Origin of the sequence: Mycobacterium sp. GA-1841, assembly GCF_001954135.1 — a bacterium.
In the GTDB taxonomy this organism is placed as follows: Bacteria; Actinomycetota; Actinomycetes; order Mycobacteriales; family Mycobacteriaceae; genus Mycobacterium.
The window spans coordinates 45,115-61,336 of the sequence record NZ_MBEQ01000015.1; the positions used below are offsets into that span (position 1 = coordinate 45,115).

General features: G+C 67.5%; 16 protein-coding genes. 10 read left to right on the forward strand and 6 right to left on the reverse strand.

The features are described from left to right. Positions 1-8 precede the first annotated feature (8 nt). Positions 9-1,478 carry an LCP family protein gene (locus A5740_RS03715; protein WP_076191592.1) on the reverse strand — a complete coding sequence of 490 codons (1,470 nt, stop codon included), beginning with the start codon at positions 1,476-1,478 and terminating at the stop codon, positions 9-11. A 67-nt stretch (positions 1,479-1,545) separates the two neighbouring features. Here A5740_RS03715 and rfbD point away from each other — a divergent pair, with 67 nt between their 5' ends. From rfbD to A5740_RS03735, 4 genes are all read left to right on the forward strand, one after another. Continuing rightward, entirely contained in the window at positions 1,546-2,445 is a 900-nt protein-coding gene (gene rfbD, locus A5740_RS03720) for a dTDP-4-dehydrorhamnose reductase (protein ID WP_076191594.1), read from the forward strand. Next, a complete protein-coding gene (locus A5740_RS03725; protein WP_076191596.1) occupies positions 2,442-3,332 on the forward strand; it encodes a glycosyltransferase family 2 protein in 891 nt (296 codons plus the stop codon). The genes rfbD and A5740_RS03725 overlap by 4 nt, the downstream gene beginning before the upstream one ends. A gap of 1 nt (position 3,333) precedes the next feature. Continuing rightward, entirely contained in the window at positions 3,334-4,413 is a 1,080-nt protein-coding gene (locus A5740_RS03730) for a sugar phosphate nucleotidyltransferase (RefSeq protein ID WP_076191598.1), read from the forward strand. A gap of 103 nt (positions 4,414-4,516) precedes the next feature. Beyond that, positions 4,517-4,867, forward strand: coding sequence for a DUF732 domain-containing protein (locus tag A5740_RS03735; protein WP_083653928.1), 351 nt, complete (start codon positions 4,517-4,519; stop codon positions 4,865-4,867). On the opposite strand, the gene A5740_RS03740 is transcribed toward A5740_RS03735, so the two are convergent. Genes A5740_RS03740 through cofD form a run of 3 tightly spaced genes read right to left on the reverse strand, consistent with a single transcriptional unit; the run spans position 4,864 to position 7,773 of the window. Then, positions 4,864-5,409 (reverse strand): NUDIX hydrolase, encoded by a 546-nt coding sequence (locus tag A5740_RS03740; RefSeq protein WP_076191602.1) that lies wholly within the window; start codon positions 5,407-5,409, stop codon positions 4,864-4,866. The two genes, A5740_RS03735 and A5740_RS03740, sit on opposite strands and share 4 nt — an antisense overlap. A 28-nt stretch (positions 5,410-5,437) precedes the next feature. Further along, complete coding sequence (locus A5740_RS03745) at positions 5,438-6,781, reverse strand: coenzyme F420-0:L-glutamate ligase (RefSeq protein WP_175616155.1); 1,344 nt, start codon at positions 6,779-6,781, stop codon at positions 5,438-5,440. 8 nt (positions 6,782-6,789) lie between these two features. Beyond that, positions 6,790-7,773, reverse strand: a complete 984-nt coding sequence (gene cofD / locus A5740_RS03750; protein ID WP_076191605.1) for a 2-phospho-L-lactate transferase — start codon at positions 7,771-7,773, stop codon at positions 6,790-6,792. A gap of 294 nt (positions 7,774-8,067) precedes the next feature. Between cofD and A5740_RS03755 the strand changes: the two genes are divergently transcribed. Then, positions 8,068-8,457, forward strand: coding sequence for a WhiB family transcriptional regulator (locus A5740_RS03755; protein ID WP_076191607.1), 390 nt, complete (start codon positions 8,068-8,070; stop codon positions 8,455-8,457). Between the two features lie 36 nt (positions 8,458-8,493). Here the strand turns inward: A5740_RS03755 and A5740_RS03760 are convergent, their stop codons facing one another. Then, entirely contained in the window at positions 8,494-8,916 is a 423-nt protein-coding gene (locus A5740_RS03760) for a metallopeptidase family protein (RefSeq protein ID WP_076191783.1), read from the reverse strand. Positions 8,917-9,047: 131 nt separating this feature from the next. Here A5740_RS03760 and A5740_RS03765 point away from each other — a divergent pair, with 131 nt between their 5' ends. The 4 genes from A5740_RS03765 (at position 9,048) to manA (ending at position 13,273) form a co-directional block, all read left to right on the forward strand. Further along, positions 9,048-9,467, forward strand: coding sequence for a DUF3499 domain-containing protein (locus tag A5740_RS03765; protein ID WP_076191608.1), 420 nt, complete (start codon positions 9,048-9,050; stop codon positions 9,465-9,467). A 116-nt stretch (positions 9,468-9,583) separates the two neighbouring features. After that, positions 9,584-10,972 carry a phosphomannomutase/phosphoglucomutase gene (locus tag A5740_RS03770; protein WP_076191610.1) on the forward strand — a complete coding sequence of 463 codons (1,389 nt, stop codon included), beginning with the start codon at positions 9,584-9,586 and terminating at the stop codon, positions 10,970-10,972. Beyond that, positions 10,969-12,042 carry a TobH protein gene (locus A5740_RS03775; protein WP_076191611.1) on the forward strand — a complete coding sequence of 358 codons (1,074 nt, stop codon included), beginning with the start codon at positions 10,969-10,971 and terminating at the stop codon, positions 12,040-12,042. Before A5740_RS03770 ends, A5740_RS03775 begins: the two co-directional genes overlap by 4 nt. A 4-nt stretch (positions 12,043-12,046) precedes the next feature. Then, on the forward strand, positions 12,047-13,273 hold the full coding sequence (gene manA, locus A5740_RS03780; RefSeq protein ID WP_076191613.1) for a mannose-6-phosphate isomerase, class I: 1,227 nt from the start codon (positions 12,047-12,049) through the stop codon (positions 13,271-13,273). Between the two features lie 4 nt (positions 13,274-13,277). Here the strand turns inward: manA and A5740_RS03785 are convergent, their stop codons facing one another. Next, positions 13,278-14,663 (reverse strand): NAD(P)/FAD-dependent oxidoreductase, encoded by a 1,386-nt coding sequence (locus A5740_RS03785; RefSeq protein WP_076191615.1) that lies wholly within the window; start codon positions 14,661-14,663, stop codon positions 13,278-13,280. A gap of 61 nt (positions 14,664-14,724) precedes the next feature. On the opposite strand from A5740_RS03785, the gene A5740_RS03790 reads away from it, so the two are divergent. Beyond that, a complete protein-coding gene (locus A5740_RS03790) occupies positions 14,725-16,194 on the forward strand; it encodes an amino acid permease (protein WP_076191617.1) in 1,470 nt (489 codons plus the stop codon). The last annotated feature ends 28 nt before the right edge of the window (positions 16,195-16,222 follow it).

Genomic DNA, 16,222 nt, shown 5'->3' on the forward strand with positions numbered 1-16,222 from the left:
GACGGCGGTCAGTTCACGCACTTGGGATCGTCGGAACCCGCGGTGAGGATCGGCGACGGCGGCGGGGGCGGGCTCTGCTCACCGGTGTCGTCGGCGGCGGCCGGATCCACGATCCCGGCGCTCGGGTCCATGCCGTCGGAGCCCGGCCCGGTGTAATCCGCGGCGAGCACCACCCGCACCGCGCCCGGCGCCAGCGCGGAATCCTCGTTGATCGGCAGACCGCCGAGATCCTTGGACACGGCTTGTGCACCCAGATCGTCGGACTTGGCGGCCAGCACCTGGCTGGACGCCGGTGGCGCACCTTCGTGGTTGCCGGTGGCGCCGGGGACGAAGCCCTTGTTGGCCAGCACCTGCGACACCGCGGCCGCCAGGCCGTTGATGTCGGTGGCGTTGACCACCTCGACCGTGGTGTTGTCCGGTGAGTAGCTGAGTTGTTCGGTCTTGCCCTCGTCCTGGTCCTGCAGCAGGCTCGACACCCAGTCGTGGACCTCGATCGGATCCACCCGCACCACACTTTGCATCCCGTCGTCGCTCCAGCCGTCCTCCCGCAGGATCGGGATGGTGGCGAATGCGACACTGCCCGCGGCCAGTTTCTGCAGCTGCTCGACGAAATCCATGATGTCCCAGCCGTCGGAGATCACCACCGAGCGCTGCACGGCATCCTGCAGCCGTCCGAGTGTGGCGGGGCTCGACAGGGTCTTGCTGGAGATCACCTCGTGGGCCAGCGACGCCATCACCGACTGCTGGCGGGTCACCCGGTCGAGGTCACCGCGTGGCAGGTCGTGACGTTGCCGCACGAAGCTCAGCGCCTGCGGGCCGTTGAGCTTCTGCCAGCCGGCCGGGAAATCCGCGCCCGACAGCGGTTCGTACACAGCATCTTTGAGGCAGACGTTGACGCCGCCGAGAGCATCGGTGATCAGCGCGAAGCCGAGCAGCCCGATCTCGGCGTAATGGTCCACGGTGACACCGGTCAGCCCGGCGACGGTCTGGATCAGTTCCTCACGGGCGGCTTCGGTGGCCTTGGGTTCAGCGGTGGCCGGATCTTCGCCCTCGACCTCGACGAGCTGTTTCATCCGGTCGAGCTTGACGTCGCCGAACACGCCGTTGATCTTCATCTTCCCCCAGCCCGGCGCCTCGACGTAGGAGTCGCGGGGGATCGAGATGGCGGTGGCGGACTTCCCGTTGTTGGGGATACGGATCAGGATGATGGTGTCGGTGTTGGTCGACACGTCGTCACCGGCGCGCAGCGTCTCCAACTCCTCCGCCGACAGCGGGTTGCCATGGGCATCGGTGCGGCTGTCCATCCCGACCAGCAGGATGTCGATGGCGCCGTCCTCGCCGCCGCCGCCGAGGGCCGCGGAGCTGATGTGATTGATGCCGGACTCGAAGGAGCGGATCTGGGACCAGGCCACCCCTGTTCCGAGCACGACAGCCGACGCTGCGGCGACAGCGACGGTGCGAAGCAGGGGGATCGGCACGTGCCCAGGCTAACCGCGGCCCGGACGTGAGCCGGGTAACGCGGACCGGCGTGCCAGACTCGAACACATGGCGCAACGGATTGTCATCACCGGGGCCGGCGGTATGGTCGGCAGCGTATTAGCTGGTCAGGGACGTCGTCGAGGTCACGAGGTGCTGTCTTTGACCTCGAAAGAATGTGACATCACCGACGCCGACGCGCTGCGCCACGTCGTCGAATCCGGCGACGTGGTGATCAACTGTGCGGCATATACGCAGGTGGACGCGGCCGAGGACGACCAGGCGCGGGCCTACGCCGTCAACGCCACCGGTCCGGGCCACATCGCCGCGGCGTGCGCGCGAGCCGGTGCCGGTCTGATCCACATCTCCACCGATTACGTGTTCGGTGCCGACGCGGACCGCCGCACCCCCTACGAGGTCGACGAGCAACCTGCGCCTGTCAACGTCTACGGACAGTCCAAGCTGGCCGGGGAAGAGACGGTACTGGCCGCCAAGCCCGACGCCCACGTGGTGCGCACCGCATGGGTGTACCGCGGCGGCGACGGAAAGGATTTCGTGGCCACCATGCGCCGGCTGGCAGCCGGTGACGGACCCATCGACGTCGTGGCCGATCAGATCGGCTCACCGACGTACACGGACGACCTGGTGGATGCGCTGCTGCAGATCGTCGACGGCGACGTGCGTCCCGGCGTCCTGCACGCCGTCAACGCCGGGCCGGCCAGCCGGTTCGAACTGGCCCGGGAAACGTTCGCCGCGCTCGGTGCGGATCCGGAGCGGGTGCGCCCGGTCGGCAGCGACCGGCACCCGCGGCCGGCGCCCCGGCCGGCCTACACCGTGCTGTCCGCCGACCGGTCCGCCGAGGCCGGCCTGATCCCGCTGCGGGATTGGCGGGAAGCGTTGTCGGCCGCCGTGGGAAACCCAGCGGCTGGAAAAGAGCCAACCTCTGGACCGTTAACCTCTACGCCGTGACTGAGGATGCGGTCCGCCCGCTCGTGGTGGTGACGGTGACGTACTCGCCCGGCCCACATCTTGACCGTTTCCTGGCCTCGCTGTCGTTGGCCACCGACCGCCCGGTCAAGGTCATCGTGGTCGACAACGGTTCCACCGACGGCGCACCCGAACGGGCAGAACAGCGCTATCCCAACGTGGAGTTGCTCCGCACCGGCAGCAACCTGGGTTACGGCAGCGCCGTCAACCGCGGCGCCGGGCTGGTATCGGATGCGGACTGCCCCGAATTTTTTGTCGTCGCCAACCCGGATGTGCAGTGGGGCCCCCGGTCGATCGAATTGCTGCTCGACGCCGCCGGGCGCTGGCCGCAGGCCGGGGCGTTGGGGCCGATGGTCCGTGATCCCGACGGTTCGGTCTACCCGTCGGCACGTCACCAACCCAGCCTGATCCGTGGCGGTATGCACGCCGTGGTCGGCCCGTTCTGGAAGTCGAACCCATGGACGGCGGCCTACCGCCAGGATCGTGAAGAGCCCAGCGAACGTCAGGTCGGCTGGCTGTCGGGCTCGTGTCTGCTGGTGCGCCGCGCGGCGTTCGACGCTGTCGGTGGGTTCGACGAGCGCTACTTCATGTACATGGAAGACGTCGATCTCGGTGACCGGATCGGGCGGGCCGGTTGGCAGAACGTCTATGTCCCCTCGGCCGAGGTGTTGCACGACAAGGGGCACTCCACCGGCCGCGACCCCGCACGCAACTTGGCCGCTCATCACCGCAGTACCTACACTTTCCTCGCTGATCGATACCCGGCGCCCTGGCAGGCGCCGCTACGGTGGACAATTCGGGGCGCGCTGGCAGCACGTGCGGGCCTGGTGGTCGGTAGTTCTCGACGTAAACAGGCGAAAGGGCGCTGACGTGATCAATCCCGCGGAGGTGGACGCCGTCGTCCTCGTCGGTGGACGTGGCACCAGGCTCCGGCCCCTGACCCTCTCGGCGCCCAAGCCGATGCTGCCGACGGCCGGTGTTCCGTTCCTGACCCACCTGTTGGCGCGCATCGCCGAAGCCGGCATCAAGCATGTGGTGATGGGCACCTCGTACAAGGCCGAGGTGTTCGAGGAGGCCTTCGGCGACGGATCCGACCTCGGCCTCGAGATCGAATACGTCACCGAGACCGAGGCTCTCGGCACCGGTGGTGCCATCGCCAACGTGGCGGACAAGCTGCGTTACGACACTGCCATGGTGTTCAACGGTGACGTGCTGTCCGCGGCCGACCTCAGCGCGCTGCTGGAGTCGCATGACGCCCACCAGGCCGACGTCACGCTGCACCTGGTGCGGGTCAGCGATCCGCGGGCGTTCGGCTGTGTGCCCACCGATGCCGACGGCCGCGTGACGGCGTTCCTGGAGAAGACTCAGGATCCACCGACCGATCAGATCAACGCTGGTTGCTACGTGTTCAACCGCAACGTGATCGACGAAATCCCCCGGGGCCGAGCCCTTTCGGTCGAACGCGAGATCTTCCCCGAGGTGCTCTCCCGCGGGTTGAAGATGTGCGGCTACGTCGACGCGTCCTACTGGCGCGACATGGGGACCCCGGACGATTTCGTGCGTGGCTCAGCCGATCTGGTGCGCGGCATCGCCCCGTCGCCCGCCCTCGACGGCCAGCGGGGTGAATCGCTGGTGCACGAAGGGGCAGCCGTCGCCCCCGGTGCCCTGCTGATCGGCGGCACCGTCGTGGGCCGTGGCGCCGAGATCGGCGCCGGCGCACGACTGGACGGCGCGGTGATCTTCGACGGAGTGCGTGTGGAAGCCGGTGCCGTGATCGAACGTTCGATCATCGGCTTCGGCGCCCGCATCGGCCCGCGGGCCCTGATCCGTGACGGCGTGATCGGCGACGGTGCCGACATCGGGGCGCGCTGCGAGCTGTTGCGCGGCGCCCGGGTGTGGCCCGGGGTGGCCATCCCCGACGGCGGTATCCGGTACTCGACCGACGTCTGACGCCGCGCGGCTGCGTCTGCGCCGCCCAGCTCTGCAGAGAAAACGTCTTTGCCCTGTCGCCGCTGCGCTTAGGCTGTAGTGACGACAGGGAGGGGTCAGGCTCATGGGGGCACGTAGCGGGTGGAAAGTCAGCAGACGCACAGCGGTGGCGCCGATCATGGCGGCACTGGTGTTCGGAGCGGTTTTCGGGGCCGCGGCCCCGGAGGCGGGCGCCTGGCCGATCACGCTGACCGCGGAGGACCAATCTTTCCTCAACGCCACCCGCGGGGTGTTTCCCGGCGATGACGATCAATTGCTGACTGTCGGTCGGCAGATGTGCCGGCTGCTGTACACCGGTACCCCCGCGCAGGCGGTGATCGACCAGATGGCGGCCCAGTACGGTGCCAGCCCCGATCAGGCGGGGGTGGCGCTGCGGGCAGCCCGCCGGTCGTATTGCACGCAGGCGCCGGGTTAGACCAACCGCGCCGAGGCGGCGAGTTGGAGCAGCCCGAAGTCGGTGCCTTCGGGCAGCGCCTGCAGTGGCCACCAGCGCAGGTCCAAAGACTCGTCACTGCAGGCGATTTCGGCATCGGCCGGAGCGCGCACCACAAACTGCAGATCCAGGTGGCGGGTCGGCACTCCCAGCGAGCAGGTCACCGGATGCACGTGCAATGCGGCCAGTTGGGGATCGATGCTCAGCCCGGTGATGCCGGATTCCTCGGTGGCCTCGCGCAGCGCAGCCGCCCGGACATCGGCATCGGTCTCTTCACAGTGCCCGCCGAGCTGCAGCCAGCGGCCGAACCGCGGATGCAGGGTCAGCAAGGTCTGAGTTCCGGTGTGGTCGACCACCAGTGCCGAGGCGGTGATGTGGCCGGGCACGCATGAGCGCAGGCAGGCATCGGGCCGGGCGGCCAGAAATGACAACACCGCGTGGCGCAGCGTGTCCTGGCCGGGATCGGTTGTCTGCCAACGCGTCAGCAGGTCGACGGCGGAGGCGTGCAGGCTCTCGGTGCTCATCTGGGTTGGATTCTCTTCGCGCAAGCGCTCATCGACGCACCAGCAGGCCTTCTGTCGACACCGGCTCACGCGCCGGTTGCGGATCGGCAGCGTGACCGATCACGATGGCACCCAACGGTTCCCAGTCCGCGGGCAGATCGAGCTCGGTGCGCACCAGGTCGCCGGCGAAGATCGTCGAGCCGATCCAGCAACTGCCGACCTCACGTACCGCCAGCGCGACCAGCAGGGCCTGGACCGCGGCCCCGACGGCGACGGTGAACATGGTGTGCTCGGCCTCGGTACGGGCGGCATCGGGATAGCTGTGCGCACCATCGGGAACGAGGAACGGGATCACGAGTTCGGGTGCGTCGTAGAGAATCTGGCCACGGCCCAGCCGCCGCTCCACGGAGTCGGGATTCCGGCCGTCGCCGGTCAGGTCGGCCCGCCATTTCTCCCTCATGCGATCGAGCAGCCGAGTGCGGGTGGCGCGGTTCTGCACCCAGACGAAGCGCACCGGGCGGGTGTGGTGCGGCGCCGGCGCGGTAAGTGCCTCGGCGACAGCAGCTTCGATGAGCGCGGGGTCGACGGGTTCTGAGCTGAACGTGCGCACCGAGCGGCGCAGCAACTGAGCCTGCGTCCGCCCCATCTGAATTGCCTCGGCGGTGCCGAGCCAGAACAGGTCGTCTTCACCCGGGCGCAGCAGCGTGCGGGCGTTCGACCCGTCGTCGGGCAGGTCCAGCCCGCGCACCACGGCGACCGGGATCGCGGTGAGCTTGCCCTTCACCAGATCGGCCGCGGCGGCGATCTCGTCGGCCACCGCGACCTCGGTGACCAACAGCTCGTTGCCGTGCCGGTCACGCGCACCGGCATAACCGTGCAGCACGGTGAGTCCGCTGGCGCCGATGGCGAAGTCGGCTTGGCCGTTGCGCCAGGCCCGGCCCATGGTGTCGGTGATCACCACGGCCACGGTGACGCCGAGTCGCTCACGCAGGCCCGCGCGCAGTGCCGCCGCGCTGCCGTCGGGGTCGACCGGAAGCAGCGCCAATTCGGTGGAATCCACATTCGAACCGTCGACACCGGCGGCGGCCTGAACCAGGCCGATGGCGTTCTCGGTGATCAGGGTCCGCCCCTTGCGGGCCAGCACCCGGACCGCTTCGGTGTCGATCAGCTTGCGCCGTAAGGTGTCCCGTTCCTCGGGATCGGACGGCGCGGTGATGATCCGGCCCTCGCACTTGGACACGATCTTGCTGGTGACCACCAGCACATCGCCGTCGGCCAGCCACGGTGCCGCCCCGGCGAGGGCGGCGGCCAGATCGTCTCCGGGACGGAACTCGGGAAGTCCTGGCACCGGGAGAATCTCGACCCGGTCGGCGGATCCGTGTTCGGGGTTCACCTCAGTGGTCACCAGGGCACACCTGCGAGGTCCAGCCCGGCCCGCACCATCTCGGCGGTGGCCGACGGATCGGTCATCAGCAAGGGGACCGCGCGCACCTGTACGCCCTCGATCTCGGCTCGATCCCCTTCGTGCACGAGCCAGCCGTCCAACAGTCCGGTTCCCGAGCGGGCGCCGAAGAACTCGCCGACGCCCTGCGAGGTCGATTGGACACCGATGATTCGCAGGCACTCATCTGCCATGCCGCGCAAAGGTTTTCCGTCGATGATGGGGGAGTAGCCGATGACCGGTGCCCGGGTCGAACGCAGGGCGGCGCGGAGGCCGGGAATCTGCAGGATCGGGCCGATACTCACGACGGGATTTGACGGTGCCAGCAACACCACGTCGGCCTCGGCGATGGCCTCGGCGACGCCTGGCGCGGCGGTTGCCTGTTCTGCACCGACGAACGCAAAGCTGTGCGAGGGCACCTGGGCGCGGTAGCGCACCCACCACTCCTGGAAGTGGATCGCGCGTCGAGAACCATCGTCGGGGTCGGTGATCACCACATGCGTCTCACTACGGTCGTCGGTGACCGGCAGCAACCGCGCCCCCGGTGACCAGCGCTTGCACAATGCCTCGGTGACCTGCGACAGGGGGTAGCCGGCGCGCAGCATCTGAGTGCGGACCAGGTGGGTGGCCAGGTCGCGGTCGCCCAGGCCGAACCAGTCGGGTTGCACCCCGTAGGCGGCCAGTTCTTCCTTGGCATGCCAGGTTTCATCGCGGTGGCCCCAGCCGCGGTCAGGGTCGATACCGCCGCCCAGGGTGTACATGCAGGTGTCGAGGTCCGGGCAGATCCGGACGCCGTGCATCCAGGCGTCGTCGCCCACGTTCACGATCGCGGTGAGTTCATGCTTGCTGTCGGTCTCACCGAAAGCCCCGAGGCCCAACAGGTGCTGTACCCCCAGCAAAAACCGGGCGCCTCCGACGCCGCCGACCAGAACGGTGATCTTCACAACGTCCGACCCTAAGCGCTGAGGGGCTGCGGATGGAAACGACGTCGTCACGGCCAGGACACGCCGTTGTTGCGACGCGCCGATTTGACATTACGAGATGGTATGAAATCGCGGCATTCCGCTTGACCCTGGCAGCTAACACGTGTGTAATCACAGATGTGTCATTTCCCGGTTGGTGACCGATTCCAGTGTCGCGGACCGAGATTCGATCAACTGTTCGAATGGGGTGACCGCGCATCGCAATGGTGGGGCTCCACTTAGGATCTACGAGACCGAGTGAGGAGGCGGGGGATAATGTCTTATGAGAGCGGCGATTTCGATCATGTGGTCCGGTTTGACGGCCGGCTGCTCGGCTCGGTGGACAACGCACCGCACATCAACACGGGAATGGCACCGCTGGAGACGGCCGGACGTCCCCAGCTGAGTCTGGTTCCCGAACACATTGATGTTGATCCGGAAGTAGAAGACGACCAATGGCAGGAACGTGCACTCTGTGCACAGACCGACCCGGAGGCGTTCTTCCCGGAGAAGGGCGGGTCTACCCGCGAGGCCAAGCGCATCTGCCAGGGCTGCGAAGTCAAGGATGCCTGCTTGGAGTACGCGCTCGCGCACGATGAGCGTTTCGGTATCTGGGGAGGACTGTCAGAACGGGAGCGTCGCCGCCTCAAACGCGGCATCATCTGAGGCTCTCGACAGAGCGCTCATGGTGGGCGCTCGACGTCAGTCGTCGTCGATCATCGGGTCGATGACTGACGGTTCAACTCCCAGATAGGTGGCCACCTGGGCCACCAGGATTTCATGCAGCAAATCAGCAAGCTCATCGGATCCTTTGACCCGGCGCTCGATGGGCTTGCGGAACAAGACAATTCGAGCCCGGGTCGCATTTCCTCTGATGTCGACCCCAGCCGGTATCAGCCGCGCCAATGCGATCGGGCCATCGGCGATGACCTCTGGCGGCCACTGCACACTGTCCGGGTCTTTCGGGGACATCCGGGGAATCTCGTCCACCGCGACGTCTAAATTTTTCAACCGCGACGCCCACCGGCGTTCGATCGGTTCATAGGCTTCCAGGACCGCCATGTCGAACCGCTCGGCGCGGCTGCGCCACCCCGGAACCGAACGCGGGAGCAGCGGCCCGCGGATCTCGCGACCGCGACGCGACCGCCATGGGTTTCGCTGGACCACGGCGATGATCGTAACGGTTCGGGATCGGGGAACCGACGGCTGCGCGTGTCCGGCAGCGCACAGCGATCGTCCACAGTAATCTCGGGTGCGTGAATGTTCCCCGTCGCTGCTGCCGGCCCGGGTGCCCGCACTATGCCGTGGCGACGCTGACTTTTGTCTACTCCGACTCCACGGCGGTGGTCGGACCCCTGGCCACGGTTTCTGAGCCCCACTCCTGGGATCTGTGCGTCGGCCATGCCGGCCGTATCACCGCGCCGCGCGGCTGGGAGCTGGTTCGTCACGCCGGGCCACTGCCCACCAATCCCGACGAAGACGACCTCGTGGCCCTGGCCGACGCGGTCCGCGAGGGCCAGGCCGGTGCCGTCCCGCGTGGCGGAGTGGTCGCCGGATTCTCCGATCCCGCCACCGGTGTGGGCGCCAGTGCGGTGATCGCGCCGCAAGCGCGTCCCTCGGAGACCAACGGGCGTCGTCGCGGTCACCTGCGGGTGCTGCCGGACCCCGACAACTAGCACGGACTGGTATCGACTGGCCCTGATCGGACAACAGCCGGGCGACGAGTAGTGAACGTGTCGACGCCACCCGGCGGTTAGGCTGGCGCCAACGATCCCGTTTCACAAGGAGCTATATGTCTAGGCCAGCGGCGGCTGTTCACGATGTCATCAAGGCCTATGACGTCCGTGGACTGGTCGGTACGCAGATCGACGAGGCGTTCGTGGCCGAGGTCGGTGGAGCGTTCGCCCGCCTGGTCCGTGCCGAGGGCGCCACCCAGGTCGTGATCGGTTACGACATGCGGGAGAGTTCACCGACGTTGGCGGCCGCGTTCGCCGATGGTGTGACGGCCCAGGGCCTCGACGTGGTCCGGATCGGCCTGGCCTCCACCGATCAGCTGTATTTCGCCTCCGGTCTGTTGGACTGCCCCGGGGCGATGTTCACCGCCAGCCACAATCCCGCGGCCTACAACGGCATCAAACTGTGTCGCGCCGGTGCCAAGCCGGTGGGCAAGGACACCGGTCTGACCGTGATCGCCGATGAGGTGATCGCCGGCGTGCCCACCTCCGACGGGCCGCCCGGCGTGATCTCCGACCGGGATGTGCTGGCCGATTACGGCGCCTTCCTCCGCTCGCTGGTGGAGCTCAGCGGCCTGCGGTCGCTGCGGATCGCGGTGGACGCGGGCAACGGCATGGCCGGCCACACCACACCCGCGGTTCTCGCACCGATACCGGGCGTCACCGTGCTTCCGCTGTTCTTCGAACTCGACGGCACCTTCCCCAATCACGAAGCCAACCCGCTGGATCCGGCCAACCTGGTCGACCTGCAAGCTCACGTACTGGCCACCGGCGCAGATATCGGCCTGGCATTCGACGGGGACGCCGACCGGTGCTTCGTCGTCGACGAACTCGGTCGCCCGGTGTCGCCGTCGGCAGTGACCGCACTGGTGGCCGCCCGCGAACTCACCCGCGAGATCGGTGCCACCGTCATCCACAACCTGATCACCTCGCGCGCGGTTCCCGAGTTGGTGGTCGAGCGGGGCGGAACACCCGTGCGCTCGCGCGTCGGGCATTCCTATATCAAGGGGCTGATGGCCGAGACCGGAGCGATCTTCGGTGGCGAGCACTCGGCGCACTACTACTTCCGGGATTTCTGGGGCGCCGATTCCGGCATGCTCGCCGCGCTGCACGTGCTGGCCGCACTGGGGGAGCAGGATCGACCGCTCTCGGAGTTCATGGCGGATTATCAACGGTACGAGGCCTCCGGCGAGATCAACTTCACCGTCAGCGACGCGCCGGAATGCGTGGACGCCGTACTCAAGTCGTTCGGCAGTTCGATCCAGTCCATCGACCACCTCGACGGTGTCACCGTCGACCTGGGTGACGGTTGCTGGTTCAACCTGCGTTCCTCCAATACCGAACCGCTGCTTCGCCTGAACGTGGAAGCGCGCACCGCCGAGGATGTCGCCGCGCTCGTCGACAGGGTTTCGGCGCAGATCCGTGGGGTGAGCGAGCCGGTGCCGTGAACACCGTGGACGCCACGGTCGACCTGGACGACGGAGACGGACTTCTCGCCGCCGATCGCAACGGTCTGCTCCGGGCTGCGGCCATGGCGGGAGCCCAGGTGCGGTCCACCGCCGCAGCCATGGCCGAAGGCGTACTCGATCCACTGCGTGCCGATCATCCGCCGCGCACAGTGATTTGGGTGGCCGGCCGCGGGACCGCCGAGACCGCGGGCGCCATGTTGGCCGCCGTACTCGGTGGATCGGTCGCGGCACCCATCGTGGTGGCCGCCGAGACTCCGCCGTGGCTCGGAGCGCTGGACGTGGTGATCGTGGCCGGCGACGATCCGGGCGATCCGGTTCTGGTCAACGCGGCCGCCGCCGGCGTGCGCCGCGGTGCACGGGTGTTGATCGCGGCACCTCATGAGGGGCCGCTGCGTGACGTCGCGGCCGGACGCGCGTCGGTCCTGGCTCCGCGGTTGTGGGTGCCCGACGACTTCGGGCTGACCCGGTACCTGGCCGCCGGTCTGGCTGCCATGCACGTGGTGGACCCTGGGTGGCGAGTCGATCTGGCCGCACTGGCCGACGAGCTCGACGCCGAAGCCCTGCGCAACAGTGCAGGACGCGACTTGTTCACCAACCCGGCCAAGACTCTGGCCGAACGGATGTCGGAGTGCGCTGTCGTACTGGCCGGGGACAATCCCGCCACGCTGGCGTTGGCCCGGCACGGTGCGGCCGCGATGTTGCGTCTGGCCGGGGAAGTCGTCGCCGCTACCGGACTGGGCGACGTGCTCGCCGCCGTGGCCGGCGGGGTGCTCGGGGCACCCGCGGCCCGATCACTGTTCCACGACGAGCAGATCGACGGGCCGCTGCCGCCTCGCACGCGTAGCTTCGCCTTGATCACCGATACCGAGCGGCAATCGGTGGGGGCCCGGGTCAGTGGCTTCGACGACATCGTGATGATCGGTGCCGAGGATGTGCCGGAACCGGCCGGGACGGCCCCGCCGTCCACCGGGCGCCCGGAGCAACAACTCGCGATTCTGGCCCTCCGTCTGGAGATGACGGCCGTATATTTGAAACTGGTTCGAGGATAAGCAAGTGCACCTGCTACGCGGAGTGGTGCGGACCTATGCCTGGGGTTCGCGGACGGCCATTGCGGAATTCACCGGAAGGCCCAGTCCCACAATTCATCCAGAGGCCGAACTGTGGTTCGGCGCGCATCCAGCCGACCCCGCGTGGCTGCAGACCGAACACGGTGAAGTGTCGCTGCTGCAGGCGGTCCACGACGATCCTGAGGCGCAACTGGGCGTCGAGACGATCGGCAGATACGGCGACGCGCTGCCTTTTTTGGTCAAAGTGCTTGCCGCTGACGAACCGCTGTCGCTGCAGGCCCACCCGAGCGCTGCCCAGGCCCGGGAAGGTTTCGACCGTGAGGATCGGCTCGAGATCCCGGTGAACTCGCCGGTCCGGAACTATCGCGACCGCAGCCACAAGCCCGAATTGCTGGTGGCGCTAGGGCAATTCGATGCCCTCGCCGGGTTCCGCCCGGTCGATCACACCGTGGAGCTGATGCGCGCGCTCGCGGTCTCGGACCTCGACCCGTTCATCAATCTGCTCTCCGATCAATCGGATGCCGACGGACTGCGGGCACTGTTCACCACCTGGATCACCGCGCCGCAGCCTGACCTCGACGTCCTGGTACCCGCTGTCCTCGACGGAGCGGTCCACTACATCCGTTCTGGGGCAAAGAAATTCGTGGCCGAGGTGAAGACGCTGCTGGAGCTGGGTGAGCGTTACCCGGGTGACGCCGGTGTCCTGGCCTCTCTGCTGCTCAACCGCATCAGTTTGCAGCCGGGGGAGGGCGTCTACCTTCCGGCCGGAAACCTGCACGCCTACCTGCATGGGGTCGGCGTCGAGGTGATGGCCAACTCCGACAACGTGCTGCGCGGTGGGCTGACCCCCAAGCACGTGGACGTACCCGAGCTGCTGCGGGTGCTGGATTTCGCCCCGACCCCAGAAGCTCAGCTGTTTTCCGAAACCCTCACGGACGGAACGGAAACCGTCTATCAGACGCCCGCGCAGGAGTTCGCGGTGTCGGTGTTGTCCATCGACGGCGAGCGCATCGGCGACGAGATCGACGTGCATTCCCGCCACAACGGCCCGCAGCTGCTGCTGTGCACCGAGGGGGCCGCGGTGGTCTACGCCGACGATGACAAGCTGACCCTGGAGCAGGGCGCGGCGGCCTGGGTGGCGGCCGCCGACGGGCCGATCCGGCTCACCGCGGGTGAGCCGACGAGACTGTTCCGGGTGACCGTCGGCATCTAGTCTGTCACTGCGAGGCGGTGACGGACTCCTCGGGATGGGTTCGGCGCTGACGCCGTTCGGCGAGCCACGCCTTGATGTTGTGGCGGATCGCCCGTCCGACGATCCGCGGCGGCGGGGTCAGCCAGAGGCTGTCGAGCATGCAGCGTCGCAGAAACCACTCGGCCAGTACGGGATCGGTTTCGGCCGCCCCGAGGAACTGGTCGAAGAGCCCGAACATCGGGCCGTGCCAGAACGCCCGATCGCCCTCCGCCCCGTGCGCCACCTGATCGGCCACCGAATTCATCGTCCATACCGGGTAGGTGGTCTTCGCCGTGCGTCGGGCAAGCCGCGGGATCAGATCATCGGTGCCCTCGGCCAGCACCTCACGTAGGTTGGCCGCCTGCACGGTCGACATGGTCACGCCCTGCCCGTACGTCGGGTTCAGGCTGACCACCGCATCGCCGAACGGGAAAATTCCGTCCGGAAACCGGCGCATCTTGTCATAGCGACGCCACTTGCTGACCGGATAGCGATGAAAGTTCATCCCGCCCACCGGTTCACCGGCCCGCAGCGCGGCGGCGAGGCGCGGCGGCAGTGCAGTGCCGCCGAGCTGCTTGATACCGGCGAAATCACCGGGTGGTTCGGCCTTGGCGACGCCGAATGCGGTGACGGTCCAGATCCCGTCCTCGTGGAACAGCATGCCCATGCCCAGGCCGCTGTCGTGCGCGGCGCTGACCACCACCAACTTCTCGCTGATCAACTCCGCCGGGATGCGGACGCGCTGCGACGCATAGGTGACGCCGACCTTGATCGTGTCCTCACGCGGCCGATCGAAGCCCCACTGCTCCAGCCACACCGGCAGCCGGCTGCCGCGGCCGGAGGCGTCGACCACGAGGCCGGCCGGTACCTGCTCACCGTCGTCGAGCACCACGCCGGTCACCCGTCCGGCGGTCGGGTCGTACCGCGGCTCGCTCACGCCGCGGTGGAGGATCTCCACGTTCGGCAGGGCCAGCACCCGTCGACGGATCTGCCATTCGAGCTGTCCGCGACTGGGCACGTACGAGGTGAAGTTGGACTCCGGGGTTTGCCCGGTACCCAGGAGGTGCCCGCCGGCCTCGAAATGGATCGACGCCGGCTTGTTTTCGACCACGGGGACGTCGGCGGCCCTCATGTCGTCGAGCAGACCCTCGAACAAGGCCTCGAGTTCCTCGGCGCCGCGCGCCATCAACAGGTGGACGTGCTGGCCCTGAGGTACCGCGGGGCGGTTGACCGGTTCATCGGGAAGCTCATCGCGCTCGTACAGGGTGACGCGGTCGAAATGGTCGGCAAGGACCCGGGCTGCACACAGCCCGGCAATGCTGCCGCCGATGACCACGACATGGTCGTGGGAATGTGGGGGAGTCGCGCTCATCGAACGCCACCGTAATGGGAATATGGCGGGAACCGGGCCACAATGAGAGGCAACACCACATATGTCTGCCGTTCGGCGAACAAAATCTGTCGAGCAATCGATTGCTGACACCGACGAACCCGCGACGCGACTGCGTAAGAATCTCACGTGGTGGGATCTGACCGTCTTCGGCGTGTCGGTCGTGATCGGCGCGGGAATCTTCACCATCACCGCATCTACGGCGGGTAATTTGACCGGTCCGGCGATCTCGATCGCGTTCCTGATCGCCGCCGTGGCATGTGGGCTGGCGGCACTGTGTTACGCCGAATTCGCCTCGACCGTGCCGGTTGCTGGCAGCGCGTACACATTTTCTTATGCGACATTCGGTGAATTTGTGGCATGGGTCATCGGTTGGGATTTGATCTTGGAATTCGCCGTCGCGGCCGCGGTGGTTGCCAAGGGGTGGTCGAGCTACCTCGGGACGGTGTTCGGTTTCGGCGGCGGGACGGCCCATCTGGGCGGCATCGCGGTCGACTGGGGCGCGCTGGTGATCATCGTGTTCGTGACCGTCCTGCTGGTGCTGGGCACCAAAGTGTCGGCGCACTTCAGCCTCGCCATCACGATCATCAAGGTGTCGGTGGTGCTGCTGGTGGTGGCCGTCGGCGCGTTCTACATCAAGGCCGCCAACTACACCCCGTTCATTCCGCCGAACGAGGCAGGCGAGGGGGCCAGCGGGGCCGACCAGTCTCTGTTCTCGCTGCTGACCGGCGCCGCAGGCAGCCACTACGGCTGGTATGGCGTACTGGCCGGCGCGTCGATCGTGTTCTTTGCGTTCATCGGGTTCGATGTCGTCGCCACCACGGCCGAGGAGACCCGCGATCCGCAGCGTGATGTGCCCCGCGGGATCCTGGCCTCACTCGGCATCGTCACGGTGCTCTACGTCGCGGTGTCGGTGGTGTTGTCGGGCATGGTGTCCTACACGGTGCTGCGCGATGCCCCGGATGGCCACGCCAACCTGGCCACCGCCTTCGACGCCAACGGGGTGCACTGGGCGGCGAATGTGATCTCGATCGGTGCGTTGGCCGGCCTGACCACGGTGGTGATCGTGTTGATGCTGGGGCAGACGCGGGTGTTGTTCGCGATGTCGCGGGACGGCTTGCTGCCGCGGCAGCTCGCGGTCACCGGTAGCCGGGGTACGCCCGTGCGGATCACCCTGATCGTGGGGGTGCTGGTCGCGATCGCGGCGTCGGTGTTCCCGATGGGGCGGCTGGAAGAGATGGTCAACATCGGCACCCTTTTCGCCTTCGTGCTGGTCTCGGCGGGGGTGATCGTGCTGCGTCGAACCCGGCCCGACCTGCGGCGCGGGTTCCGTGTGCCGTGGGTGCCGGTGCTGCCGATCGCGGCGATCCTGGCCTGCCTGTGGCTGATGCTGAACCTGACGGGGTTGACGTGGATCCGCTTCTTGATCTGGATGGCCGTCGGCGTGGCGGTGTACGCGCTCTATGGCCGTCGGCATTCGGTGCTGGCCAATCGTGAGGCCGCCACGGTCTGAGGCTCGCCGGGCGCCGCCGTCACCGAGA